General features: G+C 64.2%; 17 protein-coding genes. 3 read left to right on the forward strand and 14 right to left on the reverse strand.

The window, feature by feature from the left end; translation table 11 throughout:
* Positions 1-137 precede the first annotated feature (137 nt).
* From ABVQ20_RS22005 to ABVQ20_RS22030, 6 genes are read right to left on the reverse strand one after another with little or no spacing between them, the layout of a single operon-like run.
* The gene (locus ABVQ20_RS22005) at positions 138-599 is read right to left on the reverse strand and encodes a MarR family winged helix-turn-helix transcriptional regulator (protein WP_354461571.1); all 462 of its coding nucleotides are present in this window, start codon (positions 597-599) and stop codon (positions 138-140) included.
* A complete protein-coding gene (locus tag ABVQ20_RS22010; protein ID WP_227344022.1) occupies positions 596-1,180 on the reverse strand; it encodes an amino acid synthesis family protein in 585 nt (194 codons plus the stop codon). The genes ABVQ20_RS22005 and ABVQ20_RS22010 overlap by 4 nt, the downstream gene beginning before the upstream one ends.
* Entirely contained in the window at positions 1,173-2,057 is an 885-nt protein-coding gene (locus tag ABVQ20_RS22015) for a UPF0280 family protein (protein ID WP_354461572.1), read from the reverse strand. The genes ABVQ20_RS22010 and ABVQ20_RS22015 overlap by 8 nt, the downstream gene beginning before the upstream one ends.
* The gene (locus tag ABVQ20_RS22020; protein WP_354461573.1) at positions 2,057-3,598 is read right to left on the reverse strand and encodes a 6-hydroxynicotinate reductase; all 1,542 of its coding nucleotides are present in this window, start codon (positions 3,596-3,598) and stop codon (positions 2,057-2,059) included. The genes ABVQ20_RS22015 and ABVQ20_RS22020 overlap by 1 nt, the downstream gene beginning before the upstream one ends.
* The gene (locus ABVQ20_RS22025) at positions 3,595-6,639 is read right to left on the reverse strand and encodes a molybdopterin-dependent oxidoreductase (protein ID WP_354461574.1); all 3,045 of its coding nucleotides are present in this window, start codon (positions 6,637-6,639) and stop codon (positions 3,595-3,597) included. The genes ABVQ20_RS22020 and ABVQ20_RS22025 overlap by 4 nt, the downstream gene beginning before the upstream one ends.
* The gene (locus ABVQ20_RS22030; RefSeq protein ID WP_354461575.1) at positions 6,636-7,499 is read right to left on the reverse strand and encodes an FAD binding domain-containing protein; all 864 of its coding nucleotides are present in this window, start codon (positions 7,497-7,499) and stop codon (positions 6,636-6,638) included. Before ABVQ20_RS22030 ends, ABVQ20_RS22025 begins: the two co-directional genes overlap by 4 nt.
* Positions 7,500-7,773: 274 nt before the next feature.
* Here ABVQ20_RS22030 and pncA point away from each other — a divergent pair, with 274 nt between their 5' ends.
* Positions 7,774-8,388 (forward strand): bifunctional nicotinamidase/pyrazinamidase, encoded by a 615-nt coding sequence (gene pncA, locus ABVQ20_RS22035; RefSeq protein ID WP_354461576.1) that lies wholly within the window; start codon positions 7,774-7,776, stop codon positions 8,386-8,388.
* Between the two features lie 157 nt (positions 8,389-8,545).
* The gene (locus tag ABVQ20_RS22040; RefSeq protein ID WP_354461577.1) at positions 8,546-10,006 is read left to right on the forward strand and encodes a sodium:proton antiporter; all 1,461 of its coding nucleotides are present in this window, start codon (positions 8,546-8,548) and stop codon (positions 10,004-10,006) included.
* On the opposite strand, the gene ABVQ20_RS22045 is transcribed toward ABVQ20_RS22040, so the two are convergent.
* From ABVQ20_RS22045 to gcvA, 8 genes are all read right to left on the reverse strand, one after another.
* Positions 10,007-10,741, reverse strand: coding sequence for an ABC transporter ATP-binding protein (locus ABVQ20_RS22045; RefSeq protein WP_354461578.1), 735 nt, complete (start codon positions 10,739-10,741; stop codon positions 10,007-10,009).
* A complete protein-coding gene (locus tag ABVQ20_RS22050; protein ID WP_354461579.1) occupies positions 10,738-11,463 on the reverse strand; it encodes an ABC transporter ATP-binding protein in 726 nt (241 codons plus the stop codon). Before ABVQ20_RS22050 ends, ABVQ20_RS22045 begins: the two co-directional genes overlap by 4 nt.
* Complete coding sequence (locus tag ABVQ20_RS22055; protein WP_354461580.1) at positions 11,460-12,422, reverse strand: branched-chain amino acid ABC transporter permease; 963 nt, start codon at positions 12,420-12,422, stop codon at positions 11,460-11,462. The genes ABVQ20_RS22050 and ABVQ20_RS22055 overlap by 4 nt, the downstream gene beginning before the upstream one ends.
* Positions 12,419-13,300, reverse strand: a complete 882-nt coding sequence (locus tag ABVQ20_RS22060) for a branched-chain amino acid ABC transporter permease (protein ID WP_354461581.1) — start codon at positions 13,298-13,300, stop codon at positions 12,419-12,421. The genes ABVQ20_RS22055 and ABVQ20_RS22060 overlap by 4 nt, the downstream gene beginning before the upstream one ends.
* A gap of 19 nt (positions 13,301-13,319) precedes the next feature.
* Complete coding sequence (locus ABVQ20_RS22065; RefSeq protein WP_354461582.1) at positions 13,320-14,624, reverse strand: ABC transporter substrate-binding protein; 1,305 nt, start codon at positions 14,622-14,624, stop codon at positions 13,320-13,322.
* A gap of 153 nt (positions 14,625-14,777) precedes the next feature.
* On the reverse strand, positions 14,778-16,178 hold the full coding sequence (locus ABVQ20_RS22070) for a hypothetical protein (protein WP_354462250.1): 1,401 nt from the start codon (positions 16,176-16,178) through the stop codon (positions 14,778-14,780).
* Between the two features lie 58 nt (positions 16,179-16,236).
* Positions 16,237-17,541 (reverse strand): nicotinate phosphoribosyltransferase, encoded by a 1,305-nt coding sequence (gene pncB / locus ABVQ20_RS22075; protein WP_354461583.1) that lies wholly within the window; start codon positions 17,539-17,541, stop codon positions 16,237-16,239.
* A gap of 162 nt (positions 17,542-17,703) precedes the next feature.
* Positions 17,704-18,678: a transcriptional regulator GcvA gene (gene gcvA / locus ABVQ20_RS22080; RefSeq protein ID WP_354461584.1), complete on the reverse strand. Its 975-nt coding sequence runs from the start codon at positions 18,676-18,678 to the stop codon at positions 17,704-17,706.
* A gap of 195 nt (positions 18,679-18,873) precedes the next feature.
* On the opposite strand from gcvA, the gene speB reads away from it, so the two are divergent.
* Positions 18,874-19,935, forward strand: coding sequence for an agmatinase (gene speB, locus ABVQ20_RS22085; protein ID WP_354461585.1), 1,062 nt, complete (start codon positions 18,874-18,876; stop codon positions 19,933-19,935).
* Positions 19,936-19,967 lie beyond the last annotated feature (32 nt).

The following is a 19,967-nucleotide window of genomic DNA, read 5'->3' on the forward strand; positions in this document are numbered from 1 at the left end:
ATTGGCAAAACCGTCGATGACAGCGTCTTTCTCCCCGTCACTATACGGGGAGAAATGTCCGGCAGGACAATGAGGGGCGGCGCCAACATGACAATGTAGATGCTCCTGCCTTAACGCACCCACGCAAAAGGCAGTACCTACGCCAGCTTGGCCAGCAGCTTCATGAAAATGGCGATCTCCTTGGGCGAGAGCGGCGCCAGCGTTTCCTGGGTGATTTGGCGTGCCAGCGGGATCAGCCGCTCGACCGCGTCGCGGCCCTCGGCGGTCAGGTTGACCAGCAGCCGCCTCTTGTCGACCTCATGCTTGGAGAGATCGACCAGACCCCGCGCCTTGAGGCGGTCGATGACGCCCTTCACCGTCGCTGCGTCCATGGCGATCAGCGTTCCCAACTGGTTCTGCGAGGTCTCGCCGACATCGCGCAGCTTGGCCAGTGCGGCGAATTGCGGCGGCGTCAGGTCGTCTATATGCGCGGCGAAGATCGAGACGTGGCGCTGGTGCGCCTTGCGCAGGATGAAGCCGACCTGCTCCTGCAGGTGGTAATCGTGATCGTCGGCCTCCTCGACCTCGACCAGCTTCAGCAGATTGTCCTCGCCGCTCACCGCAGCCCGTCCCAGGCCTTGATACCATCGGCCGCCAGACCGCCCATGCGGTCGTGCACGCGTGGGCCGCAGGTCATGGCAAGGCAGAACAGGATTTCCTCGGGACGGGGCCCATCGCTGATGCCGACTTCCATGGCATCGAAATGGCTGCGCACATAGGCGGCGTTGATGTGGCCGAGCGGCACGTCGAGCCGCGAACCGAAGGCACCGACCTTCTTGGCCGACGGCACGATCGCCTTGGCGTCGCCGAGCCGCTCGCGCATGGCGTAGCCGCCCGGCACGTGCCAGAGCGCGCCGTGCTCCAGCTCACCCGCCGTGCCGACAATAGCACCCTTGCCATAGCCGTCGATCTGCTTGACGTCGCCACCGAGCGCCGCGATCAGCCTGTCGGCGAGCAGCAGGCCAAGCGGCTTGAGGTCGTCCATGGCGCTCTGCAGATCCTCGACATAGCGTCCGGCGAAGGGATTTTTCACCAGCGCCATGGCGGCGGCGCGCCGGCGCGGCACCTTGGCGACCGGCCCGCCCTCGTGAAAGATCTCTTCGGTCAGAACCGCGATCTTGCGGATCGGAAACTCAGGCATGGGCAACTTCCTTCCCTGGACTTTTGTTGGGCGCGGCAAGCGCCATCGAACCACTGATGCGGGTCTCACCGCCAAGAAACAGCGCCGCTGCGGCAATCAAGCCGCGTCGGCGAAAATCTTCTGCGACGGCAAGGCCGTTGTCCAGCGCCCGCGCCACTTCGCCAAGCGCAAGCGTGCCAACGCTTTGTGTCACCAGCCGCGCGCCGAGATCGCTGTCGGGCGACAATTCGCATGCGGGAGTGCGCTTGATCGCGGGATTGCCGGGCAGATTTACCGCGTTGGCAATAAGCGTCGCCGCCGCGTCGGCCTCGGCGCCGGTCCGCGCGAGCACAGTGACGGCGTCGGCTATGCCAAGTGAGAAAGAGCGGCCGCGCCAACCGCTGGTGGCGACACCGCGAACATTATCCGACGAGCGGATCGTGATCCGGTCGGCGATGTCGGGGCCGGTGCCGGCGACCGCCAAGCCCATCGACTGGCCCTTGCCGATGTGAAGAGCGCAATCGCCGCCATTGTTGACATAGGCTCGATCGAGCTTGCGTCCAGCAAGCAGTGCGGCAATCATTTCGTCGGCTACCGATCCGGCAACGGCGGCCATCGGCGTTATGAAACATTCCGCCAAGGGGATGACGGCCGCTTCCATGCGACGCGCCGTCGGGCCATCAAAGGCGCGCGGCGCCAAGAAAAACGCCGGGAGCCGTAGTTCGGGAAGTTCCTTGACCAGTTCGATCAGGATCGTCTGGAACCGCGCGACGGCCTGCTCATAGGCCAAGCGGCATTCCTGCACCTCGCCGAAAGCCTCGACGATCAGGTCGATCGGCCCATGGTTGAGATGCAGCCGCTTGCCGTCCTGCAGCCAATGCGCTTGCGGGCCGTCCATCATTTGGCCTCGTTCGACGCCGCGCGCCGCAACTGCGCCAGCGGCGGCCATGGATTGCCGACCGCGGCACCGGTGCCGCGGCGCGGATTGAGGTATTCGCCACCCTTGGCGACAATGTCATCGACGCTGCGGATCTCGGCCTCGTAGCCGCCAAGCCCGACATAGTCGTCGCGGCGCAGGGTGAACTCGATCGGCGCCACCAATGCCGGCGTCGGAACATAGCCGAAGGCGCCTTCCGGCACCCGTGTGACATCGACCATCAGCGTGATGCCGCCGCCCGGCCAGACATAGACCGGGGCGCCGCCGACCGTGACATAGGTTTTCAAGCCTTGCACAGAGCGGGTGAGATTGACCGGGTTTTCGGTGACGCCGGCGCGCAGCGAACCGCCGGCGCCGCCGATGAACAGCACCGTGCACAGCGCCGGCTCGCAATTGTCCTCGATCAGCCCTACGGATTTTTGCAGCCGCTCGGGAAACGGCTTTTCGACCGGCTTCAGATCGTCATCGAGTTCATAATAGGCGAACTGCTCGCCGGTCGTCGAAACCATCAGCAGCGACAGGCCAGGACGCGCTCCTTTCTTGGCGTTCCATTCGCCAAGGATAGACAGCGGATCGGAAATGCTGGTGCCGCCCCAGCCAAGGCCGGGGTCGGACACTTTGAAATAGCGGCCCGGCGTCGAGCGGCGGCCGATGATCTTTATGCCGGTGTCCTGCCAGCCCAGCACCTTGCCGGCCTGATGCTCGGAGACGACGCCGGTGATGTGGTCGTCGACCACCACGACCTCGTCGACCAGGCCGCGCCATTGCGTGGCGAACATGCCGATGGTGGCCGAGCCGCAGCCGACACGCATGCGGTGCTCGACCTTGCCGTCGATGACCGGTGGTTTGCCAGCTTCGACGATGATGGTGGCGCCGCCATCGATGGCCAGTTCGACCGGCTTGCGGTTGCACAGATTGAGCAGCGCGTCGCAGGTGGCGCGCCCTTCCGCCTTGGAGCCGCCGGTGAGGTGGTGCACGCCGCCCAGCGACAGCATCTGCGAACCATATTCGCCCGTGGTGACATGGCCGATCGCCTCGCCTTGCGATCGTACGATGGCTGTCTCATCGCCGATGTGACGGTCGGTGTCGATCTTCACCTTGACGCCGCAGTAGGAGAAGATTCCTTCGGTGACGACGGTGACGAGATCGACGCCCTCGACTTGCTGGCTGACGATGAACGGGGCCGGCTTGTAATCGGGATAGGTGGTGCCGGCGCCTATTGCCGTGACGAAGCGGCGGCCGGTGTTGATCAGTTCGCCGTCCCATGCCTCGCCCTCGGCGACGAAAGGCACCATGGCGGCGCCCGTCTCCGCCGCATGGTCGAGGATGGTCAGCGGGTCCATGCGCACGATCCTGCCGCCGACATTGCCGTAGCGGTCGCAGGCGCCGGTGCGGCCATCGGCGATGTAGCACATGACCGGGCAAGCATCGCAGCGGATCTTCTCCGCTACCAGCTTCTCGCCGGGATCATGCGTTTCGAAGCGTTCGGCAAGCTCGCTCATGTGCGGGCATCCTTCTCGCGGATGGCGGCTCGGATACGCGTCGGCGTCGCCGGGACCTTGGTGATGAGAACACCGGTGGCGTGGCGGATGGCGTTGAGGATCGCTGGCGCCGTCGGAATCAGCACATGTTCGCCCAGACCCTTGGCACCGAACGGCCCCTCCGGATCGGGAACCTCGATCAGGATGGTCTCGATCGGCGGCACGTCGCCTATCGTCGGGATGAGATAGTCGTGCAGATTCTCGGTGCGGCCGGGGATGTATTCCTCCATCAGCGCCATGCCGATGCCCTGGGCGATGCCGCCTTCGATCTGGCCTTCGACCAGCAGCGGGTTGATCGCCTTGCCGACATCGTGCGCGGCGGTGATCTTGATCAGCTTCACCGTACCGAGCTTGAGGTCGACCTCCAGTTCGGCGATCTGCGCGCCATAGCCGTAAACAGCGTAAGGCTTGCCCTGACCCTTGGCATCGAGCGGCAGCGTCGGCGGATCATAGGTTTCTTCAGCACGGAAGACGAAGCCGTCGGCATCCGCGTCGAGGGCGGCGAGATCGATGCGGCGGGCGGCCTCGCCTTCGCGAATGACGATCGCCGAGCCGTCGAGTTGCAGCGCGGCCTTTTCGGAGACATTGGCGAAGCGCAGGATCTTTTCGCGCAATGCGCGACCGGCCTTTTCCGCGGCCTTGCCGGTCACAAAAGTCTGGCGCGAGGCCGATGTCTTGCCGGCGTCCGGGGTGATCGCCGTGTCGGCGCTTTTCAGTCGGAATTTTTCCAGCGGCAGGCCGAGTGCGTCGGCGCAGATCTGGGTGATGACGGTGTTCGAGCCTTGGCCGATATCGACGGCGCCCTGGTGCAGGATGATGTCGCCCGAAGCCGCGATGCCGACCCTGATGGTCGACGGGTTGGGCAGCGAGGTGTTGCCGCAGCCATACCAGCAGGACGCGACGCCGACGCCGCGTTTCTTGTTCGTATTGGCAATGTTGAATGCTTCAGTATCGGCCTTCGCACGATCCCAATGCGGTTGCAGCGATTCCAGGCATTCGGCAATGCCGACGCCCGATTCCAGCCGCTGGCCGGTCACTGTTTCGGAGCCATCGCGAAGGCAGTTCTTCAAGCGAAAGTCGAGCCGGTCCATGCCGAGCTTGCCGGCCAACTCGTCATAAAGCGTCTCCTGCATGATGGTCGCTTGCGGCACGCCGAAGCCACGGAACGCGCCGGAGATCGGCCCATGCGTGTGGATGGCGCGGCCCTCAGCGCGATAGTTCGGCGTCGCATAGGGACCTGACGCGTGAACCGGCACGCGGTTGGCCACGGTCGGCCCCCAGCTGGCATAGGCGCCCGTGTTGAAATCGCCGGTAAAGATCATGCCGGTGACATGGCCATCGGCATCGGCGCCGATGGTCGCCTTCATCTCGGCGGGATGGCGCTTGGTGGTCGACATCATCGATTCATTGCGGGTGTAGGCGAGCGCTGCCGGCCGCCCGGTCTTCAGCGCCACAAGGCCGATCAGCGGTTGCAGCGACACGTCGAGCTTCGAGCCGAAACCCCCGCCGGTCGCGGTCGGCACGATACGCACCTTGTCAACGGCAAGGCCGAGAATTTTTGCGGTTTCGTCGCGGTCCATATAGGGCGCCTGCGTGCAGGCGAAGACGACCAGCGTATCGCCGTCCAGGTATGCATAGCCGGCTTCCGGTTCGATATAGGCGTGTTCGACATAGGAGGTGTCGATCGTGCCAGACACGGTCACGGCAGCATCGGCAAGGGCTGCCTCGGGATCGCCACGCTCGACAAAGCCCTTGGTCAAAAGATTGGCTGGGCGGCTGTCATGGATCAGTGCCGCGCCCTCGGCCTGCGCTTCACAGGGCTGCAGAAAATGCGGCAATTCGGTCCAGCGGATAGGGAAATCCGACAGGTCGAGATCGAGGATCGCCTCACGCTCGCCAGCCACCAGCGCCACCGCCTCGCCGCGAAGCCGCGCAAAGCCTTCGGCAAGCGCCGGCTGGTCGGCGAACGGCCCGATGACGCCGAAACAGTTTTTCCCGGGAATGTCGGCCGCTGTGAAGACACCGGCGATGCCGGGATGCCTCTTTGCCCAGCCTTCCAAGTCGCCGAAAGCGAAGCTGGCATGGTAGTGCGGCGAACGGATCACCAGCACGGAAAGCGCATCGGCCGGGAAGGAATCGCCGCCGAATTTCTCGCCGCCGGTGACCTTTGGTATGCCGTCGAGCCGGACCGGTGAGGAGCCTACGGCGCTACCAGAAAGTGGCATTCTACGATCAAGACCGAGGTCAAATGAATAGCGTTGGCGCTGCCCCTCACCCTCACCCTTACCCTCTCCCCGTATAGAGACGGGGAGAGGGGGCGTCGACGCTGGAGCTTGTCCCTTCTCCCCGTCACTATACGGGGAGGTGAGAAGTGGTCCGCGCAGCGGAGGAAAGCCAACTGCTTGGCTTTCCGAATGACGAACGCCGGCAGGCGGATGAGGGGCAGCGCCGGCAGTCGATGATGCAATTGCGAACCGCCCGGCATCCATCACCGCCGCGATGATCTTCCGGTAGCCAGTACAGCGACACAGAATACCGCCCAGCGCATCCTGCACCTCGGTCTCGGTCGGGCTAGGCTTCTTGTCCAGCAATGCCGTCGCCGCGACCAGCAACGCCGGCGTGCAGATGCCGCACTGCGCCGCGCCATGCGCGAGGAAGGAGGCCTGCAAGGCCGACAGCCTGCCGTTGGCTAGACCTTCCACCGTCGTCACCGACGCTCCGGCAGCGGACGCCACCGGCATCAGGCAAGCGCAGACAGGATCGCCATCGACCAGCACGGTGCAGGCGCCGCAATCGCCGGCGTCGCAACCGACCTTGGTGCCGGTCATCAGCAATTCGTCACGCAGCACCAGGGACAGCCGGCGCAACGGCGGCACGTTGACCGAGATGGCTGATCCATTGACCTCGAAGGCGATGTCAGCGCGCTGAAGGCCAAGACCCGGCTGAATCCCACCCAGGTCCGGGAGAGCTTCACTGATTTCTTCAGGCAAGACCTGGCTCATGCCGCCACCATCCCGTGGTCGCTCATCTGTCCGGAGGCTTGCAGAACAGCGCGGGCAACAATCTCGCGCACCGCATCGAGCCTGTATTCGGCGCTTCCGCGCACATCGGCGATCGGTGACAGCTCAGCCATCGGCGCGGACTGAACCGCATCGGCGAGTCCGCCGTCCGCCGCCCGCCCGCGCAACGCAGCCTCGACACCGGCAAGCCGCTTGGCGACAGCCGAACAGGAGCCGACCGCGACCGCCGCTTCTCTCACGATACCGTTCTCGACGACCAGACGCGCCGCCACCATGGCGATGGATATAACCAGGTAGCGCCGCGCGCCGAGCTTCACGAAAGCCGAGGTGCCGGTGGACGCAGGCTTCGGCACGCGGATGGCCGTGACCATCTCATCGCGCTGCAAGGCCGTGCGGCGGTTGCCGAGAATGAAATCCTGCAGCGGCAGACGACGTGTCACCGCAGCCGAACGCAATTCGACCTCGGCATCGAGCGTGAGCAGGCTAGGGACGCCGTCGGCGGCCGGGGAAGCGTTGCAGAGATTGCCGGCGACGGAAGCGACGTTCTGGATCTGCACGGAACCGACTTCCCGTGCCGCCTGTTTCAGCGCGTCGAGGGCCGGCGGCAGGGGATGGCGGATGATATCGGTCCAGGTCGTGCGCGCGCCGATGACAAGATGGCCGTCCGTCTCGGCGATGCCACGCAATTCGGCGAGGCCGTTGATGTCCAGGACATCATCGCGGAAGGGCTTGATGCCCTGTGCGGGGTAGAAATCGGTGCCGCCGGCAAGAATGCGCCACGCGCCATCGCCAAGCAAAGCGAGCGCTTCGTCGACCGTGGTGGGTTTGGCGTAACGGATCACGCTTTGCCTTCCAGAAAAGAGGCCTTCGCAAACTTGCCGAGCAATCTTTCCGGTACTTCGAGCCGGCCAAATTCATTCGTATGCAAATGATATCAAGCCGGCACGAATTGTCAAAGCCAGAGTTTTGCGTCGTGCTCCCGCCCGCGCCGCCGGCAAGCATTTGTTGGCCATCGGAGGTTGACGCAGCCGGCCATCTGGTCAAGTTTCTGCGTCCGGTCGCGTCAGCGGCATCTTTCACCTGGAGCCTGATCCCAACAGAGAAGAAGGAGGCCGCATGGCCGACGAAGCGCTTGTTGTCATCGACCTGCAGAACGACTTTTGTCCAGGCGGCGCGCTGGCGGTGGCCGGTGGCGACGAGATTGTGCCGCTGGTCAACGATATGATCCGCCGTGCCGAGCACGTCGTGCTGACGCAGGACTGGCACCCCGCCGGCCATTCGAGCTTCGCCTCCAGCCATCCGGGCGCGCAGCCTTTCACGATGATCGACATGCCCTACGGCCAGCAGACGCTGTGGCCAGATCATTGCATCCAGGGAAGCCTCGGGTCGGATTTCCACTCCGGCCTTGCCTGGACCAAGGCCGAACTCGTCATCCGCAAGGGATTTCGGCCTGCCATCGACAGCTACTCGGCCTTCTTCGAGAACGACCGGACGACGCCGACCGGTCTTGCCGGCTACCTGCGCGAGCGCGGCATCGACACGCTCACCCTGGTCGGGCTGGCGACCGATTTCTGCGTCGCCTTTTCGGCACTGGATGCCGTCAGCCAGGGTTTCAAGACCACGGTGCGGCTCGATGCCTGTCGAGGCATCGATCTCAACGGTTCGGTCGAGACGATGCTGCATCGGATGCGCGACGCCGGCGTGACGCTTGAAGACCATCTGTCGGACTGAACGGATCGTGGGGCAGAACCCCCTCACCCGGATTGCCAACCGAATTGCAAAGGGCAATTCGGAGCAATCCGACCTCTCCCCAAGGGGAGAGGATGCCGGCAGCGGTGGCGCTTGGCTCTTCTCCCCGTTGGGGAGAAGGTGGCCGCGCAGCGGCCGGATGAGGCGGCTTTTCTCATACGAGATCAGCCTCTGCTCCTTGAACGCCTTGGCCGCAATCGTCGTGACGGCTCTTGCGATCCTATTTCCCGAGCATGCCCTAGCCGCAGAAGAACACGGCCTGCCAGGCGCCTCGATGTCGCTGTGGTGGGCGCTGCCCTTTGCCGGCCTGCTGCTGTCGATCGCCACCGGCCCGCTGCTGTTCCAGCATGTCTGGGAACACTACTACGGCAAGATATCGGCACTGTGGGCGGCGCTGGTGATCGTGCCGCTGGCATTGGCCTTCGGCACTCCATCTGCCACCGAAGCGGTGCTGCATGCGCTGCTCACCGAATACATGTCGTTCATCATCCTGCTGTTTGCGCTGTTCACCATTTCGGGCGGCATTCTGGTGGCCGGCAACATCCACGGCACGCCGCTGGTCAATGCCGGACTGCTGCTGGTTGGCGCGTTGCTCGCCTCGGTCGTCGGCACGACGGGCGCTTCGATGATCCTGATCCGGCCGATCATCCGCGCCAATGACAACCGGCCGTTCAATGCCCATGTCGTCGTCTTCTTCATCTTCCTGGTTTCCAACATCGGCGGCTCGCTGACGCCGCTGGGCGACCCACCGCTGTTCGTCGGGTTCCTGCGTGGCGTCGACTTCTTCTGGACGACCACCAATCTCTACCGGGAGACCCTGTTCGTCGGTGGCGTGGTGCTGGCGGTGTTCCTGATCGTCGACATCATCCTGCATCGCCGCGAGGCCGGAGCGCCGAAGATCAAGGATCCGACACCGGATACGAAGATCCGCGTCCGTGGCTTGCCCAACATCCCGTTGCTTGCCGGCGTCATCGGCGCCATCCTGCTTTCAGCCACCTGGAAACCCGGCGTGAGTTTCTCCATCCAGGGCGTGACCCTAGAACTGCAGAACCTGGTGCGCGACGCCATCATCCTGGCGCTTGCCTTCATCTCGCTGGGCGTCTCGCGCAAGGAGTATCGCGAGGCGAATGGCTTCAACTGGGGGCCGATCGCGGAGGTGGCGAAACTGTTTGCCGGCATCTTCATCTGCATCGTGCCGGTGGTCGCGATCCTGAGAGCCGGCCACGACGGCGCGCTGGCGCCGCTGGTCGCGCTCGTCACCTCGCCGCAAGGCGCGCCCAACGACCTCGCCTATTTCTGGCTGACCGGGGCGCTGTCATCCTTCCTCGACAATGCGCCGACCTATCTGGTGTTCTTCGAGCTTGCCGGCGGCGATCCACGCCACCTGATGACCGAGCTGGCCTCGACGCTTGCCGCGATCTCGGCGGGTGCCGTGTTCATGGGCGCCAACACCTATGTCGGCAACGCGCCCAACTTCATGGTCTATGCCATCGCCCGGCAGCGTGGCGTCAACATGCCCAGCTTCTTCGGCTACATGCTGTGGTCCGGGCTGGTGCTGATCCCGACATTTTTGGTTGCGGGTTTTCTGTTCTTCGGGTGATCAACCGACGCCCACGTATCGCCGAACCGCCGAAGGGTCGGCGCGCAGTTCTTCGACATCGACCGTCTCGCGGTTGCGGCCGTTCTCGATGAACGCAACGCGGTCGGCGACCGACAGCACGGCATCGACCCGCTGCTCGACCAAAATGGTCGATACACCCATGTCGCGGAGCTTCGACACCGTCTCGCGTATTTTTGCGATCATCGACGGCATCAGCCCTTCGGTCGGCTCGTCGAGCAGCAGCACCTCTGGTTCCAGGCAGAGCGCACGCGCCATGGCCAGCATCTGCTGTTCGCCGCCCGACAGGGTACCGGAGCGTTGCCTCAGCCGCTGGCGCAGCAGCGGGAAGAGGTCGAGCACGCTTTCGCGCGTCGTCTTGCCCTTGCCGCGTGCCATCAACCCGATCTCGATATTCTCAGCCACCGTCATCTCTGCGAACAGCCGCCTTCCCTGCGGCACATAGGCGACGCCGGCCTTCGGCACCTCATGCGCCGGCAGGCCGGTCAATTCCTGGTCACCGAGCCTGATCGAGCCGGCGCTGGCCGGAACCAGGCCCATGATGGCCTTCAGCGTGGTCGTCTTGCCGGCGCCGTTGCGGCCGAACAGGCAGAGCACCTCGCCCTTGTTCAGCGCGAGGTCGAGGCCATAGAGCACCTGGACCGCGCCATAGAAGCAGTCCAGCCCCGAGATGGTAAGTGCTTGAGACTTCGCCTCGGTCCTGTTTGTTTCAATCATGGGGCCGTCCCCAGATAGGCTTCCTGCACCGCAGCGTTTTTTCGGATCGCTTCGGGCGTGCCTTCGGCCAGGATCTTGCCGGCGTTGAAGACGGTGATGCGGTCGGCCAGTTGCATGACGACGGGCATGTTGTGCTCGATCAGAAGCACGGTGGCGTTTTTGGCGATCTCGCGCACAAGCCCGATGAAATTGTCGATCTCGCTATCGGACAGGCCTTGCGTCGGCTCATCGAGGATCAACAGGCGCGGCGTCAGCGCCAGTCCCATTGCCACTTCCAGCAGGCGCTGGTGGCCGTAGGACAGCTGCCCGGCCGGCATGCGGGCGCGGTCGGCAAGGCCGGTGCGCTCGAGCGCCGCCATGACCCCGGCATCTACGGCGCCCTTCGAGCGGCGGTCGCTCAGCGTGAGCTGCACCGGCAGCGCGACGTTGTCGTAGGCGGTAAGATTGGCAAAGACGCTGGTGAGCTGGAAGGTATACGCGATGCCGAGGCGAACCCGGGCGTATGCCGGCAGGCCGGTGATGTCGGCGCCGTCGAAGACGATCGTGCCCGAGGATGGCTGAATGCGACCGCTGACCAGGCTGACGAAAGTGGTCTTTCCGGCGCCGTTCGGACCGATGACGGCGCGGACCTCGCCCGGCATCAAAGTGAAATCGACATTGTCGACGGCGCGCAGGCCACCGAAATTGCGCGACAGGCCCTTGGTGGTCAGCAGCGGCATCATGGCAGCCACCCGAGCCAGCGCTGCCGGGCGGTGCCCAAAATGCCCTTCGGAAAGAACAGCACCAGCAGGATCAGCGCGATGCCGACGATCAGCAGATAAGCGGAGGTGTAGCCGCTGGTGACGTCGATGACATAATACATGAACAGCGTGCCGAGCAGCGGTCCAAGCGTCGTGGCGGCGCCGCCGAGCAGCACCCACAGCAGCGGCAGGATGGAATATTGCACCGAAGCGAAGTTCGAGCCGACATAGCCGAACAGCAGCGCATAGGCGGCACCGGACGCCGCGCAGATGGTGCCGGAGACAATGACGGCGGCGAGCTTGTTGGAAAACGTGTCGTAGCCCAGCATCTTCGTGCGCTCCTCATTCTCGCGGATGGCGACCAGCACGCGGCCATATCGCGAACGGACGATTGCGAGGGTAACGAGCAGCGCGAGCGAGAACAGCGACAGCGCACTCATGTAGCGCACGGTCGGATTGGTGAGGTCCAGCGCGGTGGCGCCGAAAGTGAGGACGCGTGCCGGCTGCGGCACGACCATGCCTTGGTCTCCACCGGTCCAGACGGAAAAATAGAGGATGACGAGATAGAACACCTGGGCGAACATCATGGTGACGATCATGAAGGCTACGCCCGTGGTGCGCAGCGCCAGCAGGCCAATGACCAGGGAAAGAACAACACCACAGGCAAGGCCCGCGGCGAATGCCGCCGGCACGCTCCAGCCGAGCTGGATGACGGCAAGGCCGGCACCATAGAGCCCGGCGGCGAAGAACATGGCGTGGCCGAGGCTGAGCAGGCCGACATAGCCGAACAGCATGTTGTAGCCCATGGCGAAGACCGCCAGCACCATGATGCGGGCGAGCAGGCCGTGATAGTATTCCGGCAGCAGGAAGCTCGACACGAAGAGCAGGGCGATGACGCCGAAATGCAGGGCGTAGGCCTTTGCCGGCGAAGCTTCGCTCATCGTGCCTGTGTCCCGAACAGGCCTTGCGGCCGGAACACCAGCACCATGGCGACCAGTAGCGTGGCGATGATCTTGGCCAGCGTCGGCGAGAAGAACATCGAGATGATGCCGTCGGACATGCCGATCAGCACGGCGGCGACGACGGTGCCGCGCAACGAGCCGAGGCCGCCGATGATGACGACGATGAAGGACAGCAGCAGCGGGTCCTGCCCCATCAGATAATGCGCCTGGCTGATCGGCACGATCAGCACGCCAGCAACGGCCGCCAGCATGGCGCCAAGCGCGAAGACGCCGCCATAGACACGGCCCACCGGAATGCCGAAGGCCTGCGCCGTCTCGCTGTCATATTGCGTGGCACGCATGATGAGGCCGATCTTCGTGCGGGTCAGCACCAGCCAGGTCCCGATGAGTAGAAGCGCGGAGGCGGCGATAACAGACAGCTTGTAGCCGGAATAGCCGAACCATGGCAGCAGGATGCGATAGCTGAACGGCGGCTGCACCGGCCTGGCCTCAGGACCGTAGAAGGTCAGCGCCAGCTGCTGGATGATGTAAAGCATGCCGATTGTGGCGACGATGGTGGCTTCCGGATTGTAGTTGAGCCGGCGCAGCACCAGCCGTTCGGCGACAAGCGCAATGGCGCCGACGATCAGCGGCGCCAGGACGAGGGCGGCCAGAAAGCCGAGCGCCGGGTGGCCACCGATGGCTGATGTGATCGCCCAGGCGAGCACGGCGCCGAGCATGAAGAACTCGCCATGGGCGACATTGACCACGCGCATGACGCCGAACACCAGCGACAGGCCGAGCGCCGTCAGCGCCAGCACGGCGGAGGTGACGAGGCCTTCAAGGGTGGCGAGGAGGAGGTGGGGTCCGAAGTGCACTGTGCTTAAAGAGCCAAGCTCACAGCGCCTGCGTCGTATAATCCCCTTCTGCCTCGTAAAGTCCGTCCTCGATCTTGGTCTTGTGGACGACCTTCAGCTTGCCGCCTTCGACTTTCGAGATGTTCTGGATGCCAAAGCACTGGTGGATCTTGCCGTTGAAGGTTTTTGCGCCCTGCGGATGCTCCGGACCTTCGGCGAAAGCGGTCAGCGCTTCGGTCGCCTCGACCAGCTTGGCACGGTCTTCCGGCCCCTTGTAGCCGGCGTCTTCCATCGCCTTCTTGACGACATAGAGAGTCTCCCAGCAGCCGAACATGTGCGCGGCGGTGGAGACGTCCTTGGGGTCGCCGACGGCCGCGCCATTGTCGTCGATGCCGACAGCGGCGCGATAGGCCTTCTGGGCGGCGGAATCATCGGGCTGGGCGTAGCGCGGCGAGCCCTCCCAGAAATGGCTGCCGTCGAGGAATTCGAGGCCGGGGCTGTTGATGTCGGTCGCTTCGAGCGAATCGATGAAACCGAACAGCTGCGGCCGGCTGGAGCCGTAGAACTCGCCGAGCTCCTTGACGAAGGTGAGCACCGCCGGGCCGACCATGACGTGGTAGATCACCTCGGTCTCGGCGGGAATCTGCGGGAAGTATTTGGTGAAGGACGATTCCGTCGGCGGGATGGCGATCTGGGCGATGACATCAGCGCCCTGCGCCTTCAGCGCCGGCGGCAGATAGTCGCGGTGATCGTAGCCGAAGGCGAAATCCGGGTAGATCATGGTGACCTTCTTGCCGACATTGGCGGAGATCCACGGCGCCATCGACTGGATCTGGCTCTTCACGTCGGTGATGCCGGGCTGGAAGACATAGCGGTTCAGCTTGGTCGAAGCGACATGATGGCCTTCGCTGACGACGAAGTAGGGGATCTTGGCCTCGCCGGCGGCGGGCGCCGAGCCGATCACGACATGCGAGAACAGCGTGCCGAAAACGATGTCGGTCTTGTGCTGGGTGGCGAACTTGGCGACCACTTCGGCGCCACGCGCCGGATCGGTGCCGTCATCCTCGATGACCACTTCGACCGGACGGCCATTGATGCCGCCGGCCGCGTTGATCGCCTTGATGGCGGCCGCGGTTGTCTTCTCGTACCAGCGGCCGTAGGCGGCGCCGATACCGGTGCGGTGCGACTGGAAGCCGATCTTGACCGGTGCGGAGCTCTGCGCCTGGGAATAGCGGACGAAGCCCGGCGCCACCGCGAGGCCGGCGCCCGCGGCCAGTCCCTTCAACGCCGTGCGGCGGGTGAGACCGGTTTTCGAGAGATCAAAGAACCCATTCTTGTCAGTCACGGCAGTTCCCCTGTTTTCGAGTTTTGACCAATGGCTGGGACGAAACGGATCACCCCGGACATGAGGGTGAGATTGCATGTGTACAAACTAAATCACCAAAGCCGAGGCCTGGCAAGCACGCTTCCCCTGGGGCAACGAAAGCCGGTTCTTGTCTCACCCGGCAGTCGGCGTGGCAAGCAACCAGAGACCGAACACCGTGTAGCCGATCATCAGCAGGGTGAGCGGAAACTGGCTGATCGCGGCGCCCGCGGGGCCTGGGTGCAACCGCCAGGCGAAGCCGTGGGCGAGGAGCACCGCGAGCATATGACCGAGGATGATGGCGCCGGCCTGAAAATTCCACAGCCACCAGGCGGAAGCAGCGCCTGCGATGACGCCGGCCTCGATCTGCATGTCGGCGGTTCCAAACAGGTTCCAGCCCAGCGCGAACGGGTCGGAAAGCGCTGCAACCGCGTACTGCCCATCGACGAGCAGCGCCGTCAGATAGTGCGCGAAATGATAGGCGAGCGCGATCGGCACGATCGACCAGACCAGCAGCCCGGCGGCCTGCTCGAGGGTATCGGGACTGCCGGCAAGCCGCTGTCCCACGAAAACGGCAAGCATGAATATGGCTGCCAGCAGGACAAACGACACGACCAGCCCCAGGCTGCCGATGCCCATCACCGCCGTGCGTCCCGGAAACTCGAGCGGATTGATGTCGAACAGGCCCAACCAGAAGAAGGTTTTCGACAGGCCGTCGAAGGATACCGATGACAAGGCAAGCAACAGGAAGGCAATGCCGCTCACCGGCAGCGGCTCGGCATCGAGCAGTTTCGCGCCCGGCCAGCACAGCCTGACCCGACCGTCCCCGATGCGTTCCACGACGGCAAAGCGCGCCACCATCGAGAAGAAGAGGCTCAGGAATTCACCCCGCCGGCGCCAGTCGTCGTGGCCGAACGCCAGCATGCACAGGAAGCTGAGCAGCCAGTAGAGCCCGGCGACCACCGCCAGCCGCCAGGGATCGTCGGGAGCCGGGTCGATGAGTTCGAACCAGGCGAATGCGAAGAAGAGCACGAAGGCTGGCCAGCAGCCGAGCCATTGGGGGAGCCGCCACACCGGTCCTTTGTCCCTGCCAGGCAGGAGCGAGACGATACGGCACGGCCCATACCACGGGTTGAGCCATGACCAGAGGTCACCGAGAAGCCCCTGCATCAACGCCAGCCCGACCCACAGCAGCGTCCATATGGTCAGCGGCAGCGGATTGGAAAGCGGATCGCGGCTGCCGAAGATACCGGCGGCGACCAGAATTGCGAAGCCGGCAAAGGATATCGTGCTGACGGCCACCCGGGCGCCGTCGCCGAATGCGAAAAGCCACAGGCGCCGCCGCCCGAAGCGATCGAGGACATCTGGCGACAGCGCCGAGAGCATGAGGAAGCTGACGGCGACGGCAAAGGCGCCAGCGGCCACGTAGTAGCCGGTGGGCAGAAGCAGGACATGGCCACGGTCGGAGGCGTGAGCAAAGGCCGCCACGGGCCAGGCAAACAGCGCGGCCGGAGCGAGACGGTAAAAAAATTGAATTGACGTACGACTGCCTTCTACGGCGCTTCCCTCTGTCCTGCCCAAGCGTCCCCTCGCTTCACACCTTGACCAATTGCTCCACGCGATCTTTTTCTCCGAAGATCCGCAGGTAGCGTTCGATCTCCTTTTCGTCGCCGGTGGCCTTGGCCGGATTGTCGGAAAGCTTGACCGCCGGCCGGCCATTGGCCTCGGTGACTTTGCATACCAGCGATATGGCGTCCAGCCTGCTGGTTTCGGTTGGCGCGCAGCCCTCGAAATCATTGGTGAGGTTGGTGCCCCAGCCGAAGGACATGCGCACCTTGCCCTTGAAGTGGCGATAGGTCTCCTCGATGGTTTCGACCTCGAGCCCATCGGAGAAGATCAGCAGCTTCTGCAGGGGATCCCTGCCCTTCTCACGCCACCAGGAAATGATCTTCTCGCCGCCCTCGATCGGCGGCGCGCTGTCGGGACGGAAGCCCGTCCAGTCGGCGACCCAGTCCGGCGCATCGCGCAGGAACGACGCCGTGCCGAAGGCGTCGGGAAGAACGATCAGCAGATTGCCGCCATAGTAGCGCTGCCAGTCCTGCAGCACCTTGTAGGGCGACTGCTTCAATTCCTTTTCGGAATTGGCGAGTGCGGCGAACACCATCGGCAATTCATGCGCGTTGGTGCCGAGCGCCTCGAGGTCGTTGTCCATGGCCAGCAGCACGTTGGAGGTGCCGGTGAAGGCATCGCCGATGCCTTCCTTCAGCGCCTCGACGCACCAGCGCTGCCACAGGAAGGAGTGGCGGCGGCGCGTGCCGAAGTCCGAAATGCGGATGCCGGGCAGCGCCTTCAGGCGCTCGGTCTTGGCCCACATCTTGGCCTTGGCGCGGGCATAGAGCACATCGAGCGCGAAGGGGCCGAATGCCCGCATGGCGGCGCGCGAGCGCAATTCGTTGATGATGGCGAGCGCCGGGATTTCCCACAGCGTGGTATACATCCACGGTCCGCCAAAGGTGAGTTCATACTGGCCGTCGCGCCTGGAAAGCTCGTATTCGGGCAGCTGGAAATCTTCCAGCCAGGCAAGGAACTCCGGCTCGAAGATCTGCTTGCGGCCATAGAAATTGTTGCCGCCGAGCCAGATCATCTCCTTCTTGCTGAGCCGCAGCGTGCGGGCATGATCCAGCTGTTCGCGCAGCTCGCCTTCGTCGATCTCATCTGCAAGGCGGACCGAGGTGGTGCGGTTGATCAGCGAGAAGGTGGCGTCGACCTTGGGGTACATGCCCCAGATCATCTGCAGCATCAGAAGCTTGTAGAAATCGGTGTCGAGCAGGCTGCGGACGATCGGGTCAAGCTTCCAGGTGTGGTTGTAGACGCGCCGCGCTATATCGGTCTTTGCCATGTCTCAATGCTGCCTTCGCTGCCTGCCATCCACAACCGCGACAGGCCTCATAGCATCGAATTGGGCAAAGCGCTGCCCGGTTTGCTGGCTGGCCCGACAAAAAGGAAACCCTGCCGTCGACCGCAAGCAAGGCGGCAACAGCGACGCCGCCGCAAGCCGTTGTCAGGAGGCGGTCCTGGCGCCAACGACCCTGAGTGCCGGCCGCTTCCGGCGGACCCCGATCCGGCCTGCCACCGGCGCGCTGGCGCGCCCGTCATCCAGCGCTTTCTCGGCGAACAGCCAATCGATGAAGACCTGTGCGATCGGTGCCGATTTCATCTCGTTGCGGCAGACGACATAGAAATCGTCGACCGCCGGCACCGACAGGCTGAACGGCGCGATCAGTTGGCCCCTGGCAAGCAGCGCGCTCGCCGTCACCGTATCGCCAAGCGCCACACCGTGGCCGTGGACAGCAGCCTCGGTCGCCATGCGCGCGTCGCCAAGATAGTGGCGGCGGCCGCGTTCAAGGTCGAGCCCGTCGGCGGCAGCCAGCCAGGTATGCCATTCCCGGCCGTCGTCGCCATGCAGGAAGACATGGTCGGCTAGATCGCGCACCGCGCGTATCGGGCGATTGTTGATCAGCGTCGGGCTGACCACGGGAAACAACTCGAGACCCGACCATTTGCGCATCCAGCAGTCGGTCCAGCCGCCGTCGCCATAATGCAGGCAGACGTCGATATGCGCAGCGCGGATGTCCCTGGCATCGTTGGACGGAATGAGCGTCAGCCGGACATCCGGATATTGGGACGTGAAGCTGCCCAGTCGCGGGATCATCCACAGCGACAGCAGCGCCGGCACGCAGGACACCGACAGGGCACCGGTGCTGGCCGGCCTTGTCATGCGCTGGGTGGCGGCGGCGATGCCATCGAAGGCCGCGGATACCGCCGGCAGCAATTCGGCGCCGTGCGGCGTGAGTTTCAGCCGCTGGCCGACGCGCTCGAACAGCTTGACGCCGAGCGACTGTTCCAACGCCTTGATCTGGTGGCTGATGGCGCCATGGGTGACGCTCAGCTCACTTGCCGCCTTGGTCAGCGAGGCATGCCGCGCCGTTGCCTCGAAGGCACGCAGCGGATTGAGGGGAGGCAGACGCTTGGCCATTGGCTTTCAGAAGTTTGTGAGTTTTTCTCACGCACAACAGCCTAACAATATCAATTGATTTTTCAATGCGCCTACCCGACACTTTGCCTGGGAATAGTATGAAATCGGCACGCAGCCCACGGAAAACGACCAGGCCGAACGACGGCCGCAAGCGTCGCCACGGGCTGCGGCATCAAGCCATGCAGGAGGACAGACATGGGTTATGATCGCGGCAAGCTCGAAGCGTTGCGTCGCAAATATGGCGAAAGCCATGGCGGCGAAATGTTCGACCCGAAGTTCCAGCGCGTGGCGGACAAGATCTTTTCCAAGAGCGGCACACGCCTGGCGCCCTATTCGGGCATCCCGACATTCCTCGCTGCGCCCTACCGTGAAATTGCCGCCGACAATCCGGATTTCGGCGATCTGCAGGTGGCGATCATCGGCGTGCCGATGGACCTCGGCGTGACCAACCGGCCGGGATCGCGCTTCGGGCCCAGGGCCTTGCGCGCCATCGAGCGCATCGGCCCCTACAACCACGTGCTGGAATGCGCCCCGACGCATGAACTCAGGGTCGCCGACATCGGCGACGTGCCGTTCCGCAGCCGCTACAGGCTGGAGACCAGCCATGAGGATATCGAGCGGCGCGCCAACCAGATCGTCGACGCCGGCGTCATCCCGCTGTCTGTCGGCGGCGACCATTCGATCAGCCATCCGATCCTGAAGGCTGTCGGCAAGAAGGCTCCGGTCGGGCTGATCCATATCGACGCCCACTGCGACACCAGCGGCCTGTTCGACATGACCAAGTTCCACCACGGCGGGCCGTTCCGCAACGCAGTGCTGGACGGCGTGCTCGACCCGTCGCGCACCATCCAGATCGGCATTCGCGGCTCGGCCGAGTATCTGTGGGAGTTCACCTACGAATCCGGCATGACCGTGGTTCACGCCGAAGAGGTGACGGGGCTCGGCATTCCCGCCATCATCGAGAAGGCGCGTAGAATAGTTGGCGACGGCCCGACCTATGTGTCGTTCGACATCGACAGCGTCGATCCGGCCTTCGCGCCGGGCACCGGCACGCCGGAAGTCGGCGGGCTGACGACGCGGGAAGTTCTTGAGTTGCTGCGCGGCCTGAAGGGCCTCAACATCGTCGGCGGTGACGTCGTCGAGGTGGCGCCGCAATATGACGCGACCACCAACACCGCCCATGCCGGCGCCCAGGTGCTGTTCGAGATACTGAGCCTGATGGTTTTCAGCCCGGCGATCACCGGCAAGGGAGCCTGACGTCTAAAACAGAAAAGGCGGCCGCCGCACTG

It is taken from the genome of Mesorhizobium shangrilense, assembly GCF_040537815.1.
Classification (GTDB): domain Bacteria; phylum Pseudomonadota; class Alphaproteobacteria; order Rhizobiales; family Rhizobiaceae; genus Mesorhizobium; species Mesorhizobium shangrilense.

What these genes read in the sequence shown, in the direction of transcription:
- ABVQ20_RS22050 (WP_354461579.1), bottom strand. Translation starts at nt 11,463, where the DNA reads ATGATGCCGCTGCTGACCACCAAGGGCCTGTCGCGCAATTTCGGTGGC.
- ABVQ20_RS22010 (WP_227344022.1), bottom strand. Translation starts at nt 1,180, where the DNA reads ATGCCTGAGTTTCCGATCCGCAAGATCGCGGTTCTGACCGAAGAGATC.
- ABVQ20_RS22015 (WP_354461572.1), bottom strand. Translation starts at nt 2,057, where the DNA reads ATGGACGGCCCGCAAGCGCATTGGCTGCAGGACGGCAAGCGGCTGCAT.
- gcvA (WP_354461584.1), bottom strand. Translation starts at nt 18,678, where the DNA reads ATGGCCAAGCGTCTGCCTCCCCTCAATCCGCTGCGTGCCTTCGAGGCA.
- speB (WP_354461585.1), top strand. Translation starts at nt 18,874, where the DNA reads ATGGGTTATGATCGCGGCAAGCTCGAAGCGTTGCGTCGCAAATATGGC.
- ABVQ20_RS22020 (WP_354461573.1), bottom strand. Translation starts at nt 3,598, where the DNA reads ATGAGCGAGCTTGCCGAACGCTTCGAAACGCATGATCCCGGCGAGAAG.
- ABVQ20_RS22045 (WP_354461578.1), bottom strand. Translation starts at nt 10,741, where the DNA reads ATGATTGAAACAAACAGGACCGAGGCGAAGTCTCAAGCACTTACCATC.
- pncB (WP_354461583.1), bottom strand. Translation starts at nt 17,541, where the DNA reads ATGGCAAAGACCGATATAGCGCGGCGCGTCTACAACCACACCTGGAAG.
- ABVQ20_RS22040 (WP_354461577.1), top strand. Translation starts at nt 8,546, where the DNA reads ATGAGGCGGCTTTTCTCATACGAGATCAGCCTCTGCTCCTTGAACGCC.
- pncA (WP_354461576.1), top strand. Translation starts at nt 7,774, where the DNA reads ATGGCCGACGAAGCGCTTGTTGTCATCGACCTGCAGAACGACTTTTGT.
- ABVQ20_RS22055 (WP_354461580.1), bottom strand. Translation starts at nt 12,422, where the DNA reads ATGAGCGAAGCTTCGCCGGCAAAGGCCTACGCCCTGCATTTCGGCGTC.
- ABVQ20_RS22025 (WP_354461574.1), bottom strand. Translation starts at nt 6,639, where the DNA reads ATGAGCCAGGTCTTGCCTGAAGAAATCAGTGAAGCTCTCCCGGACCTG.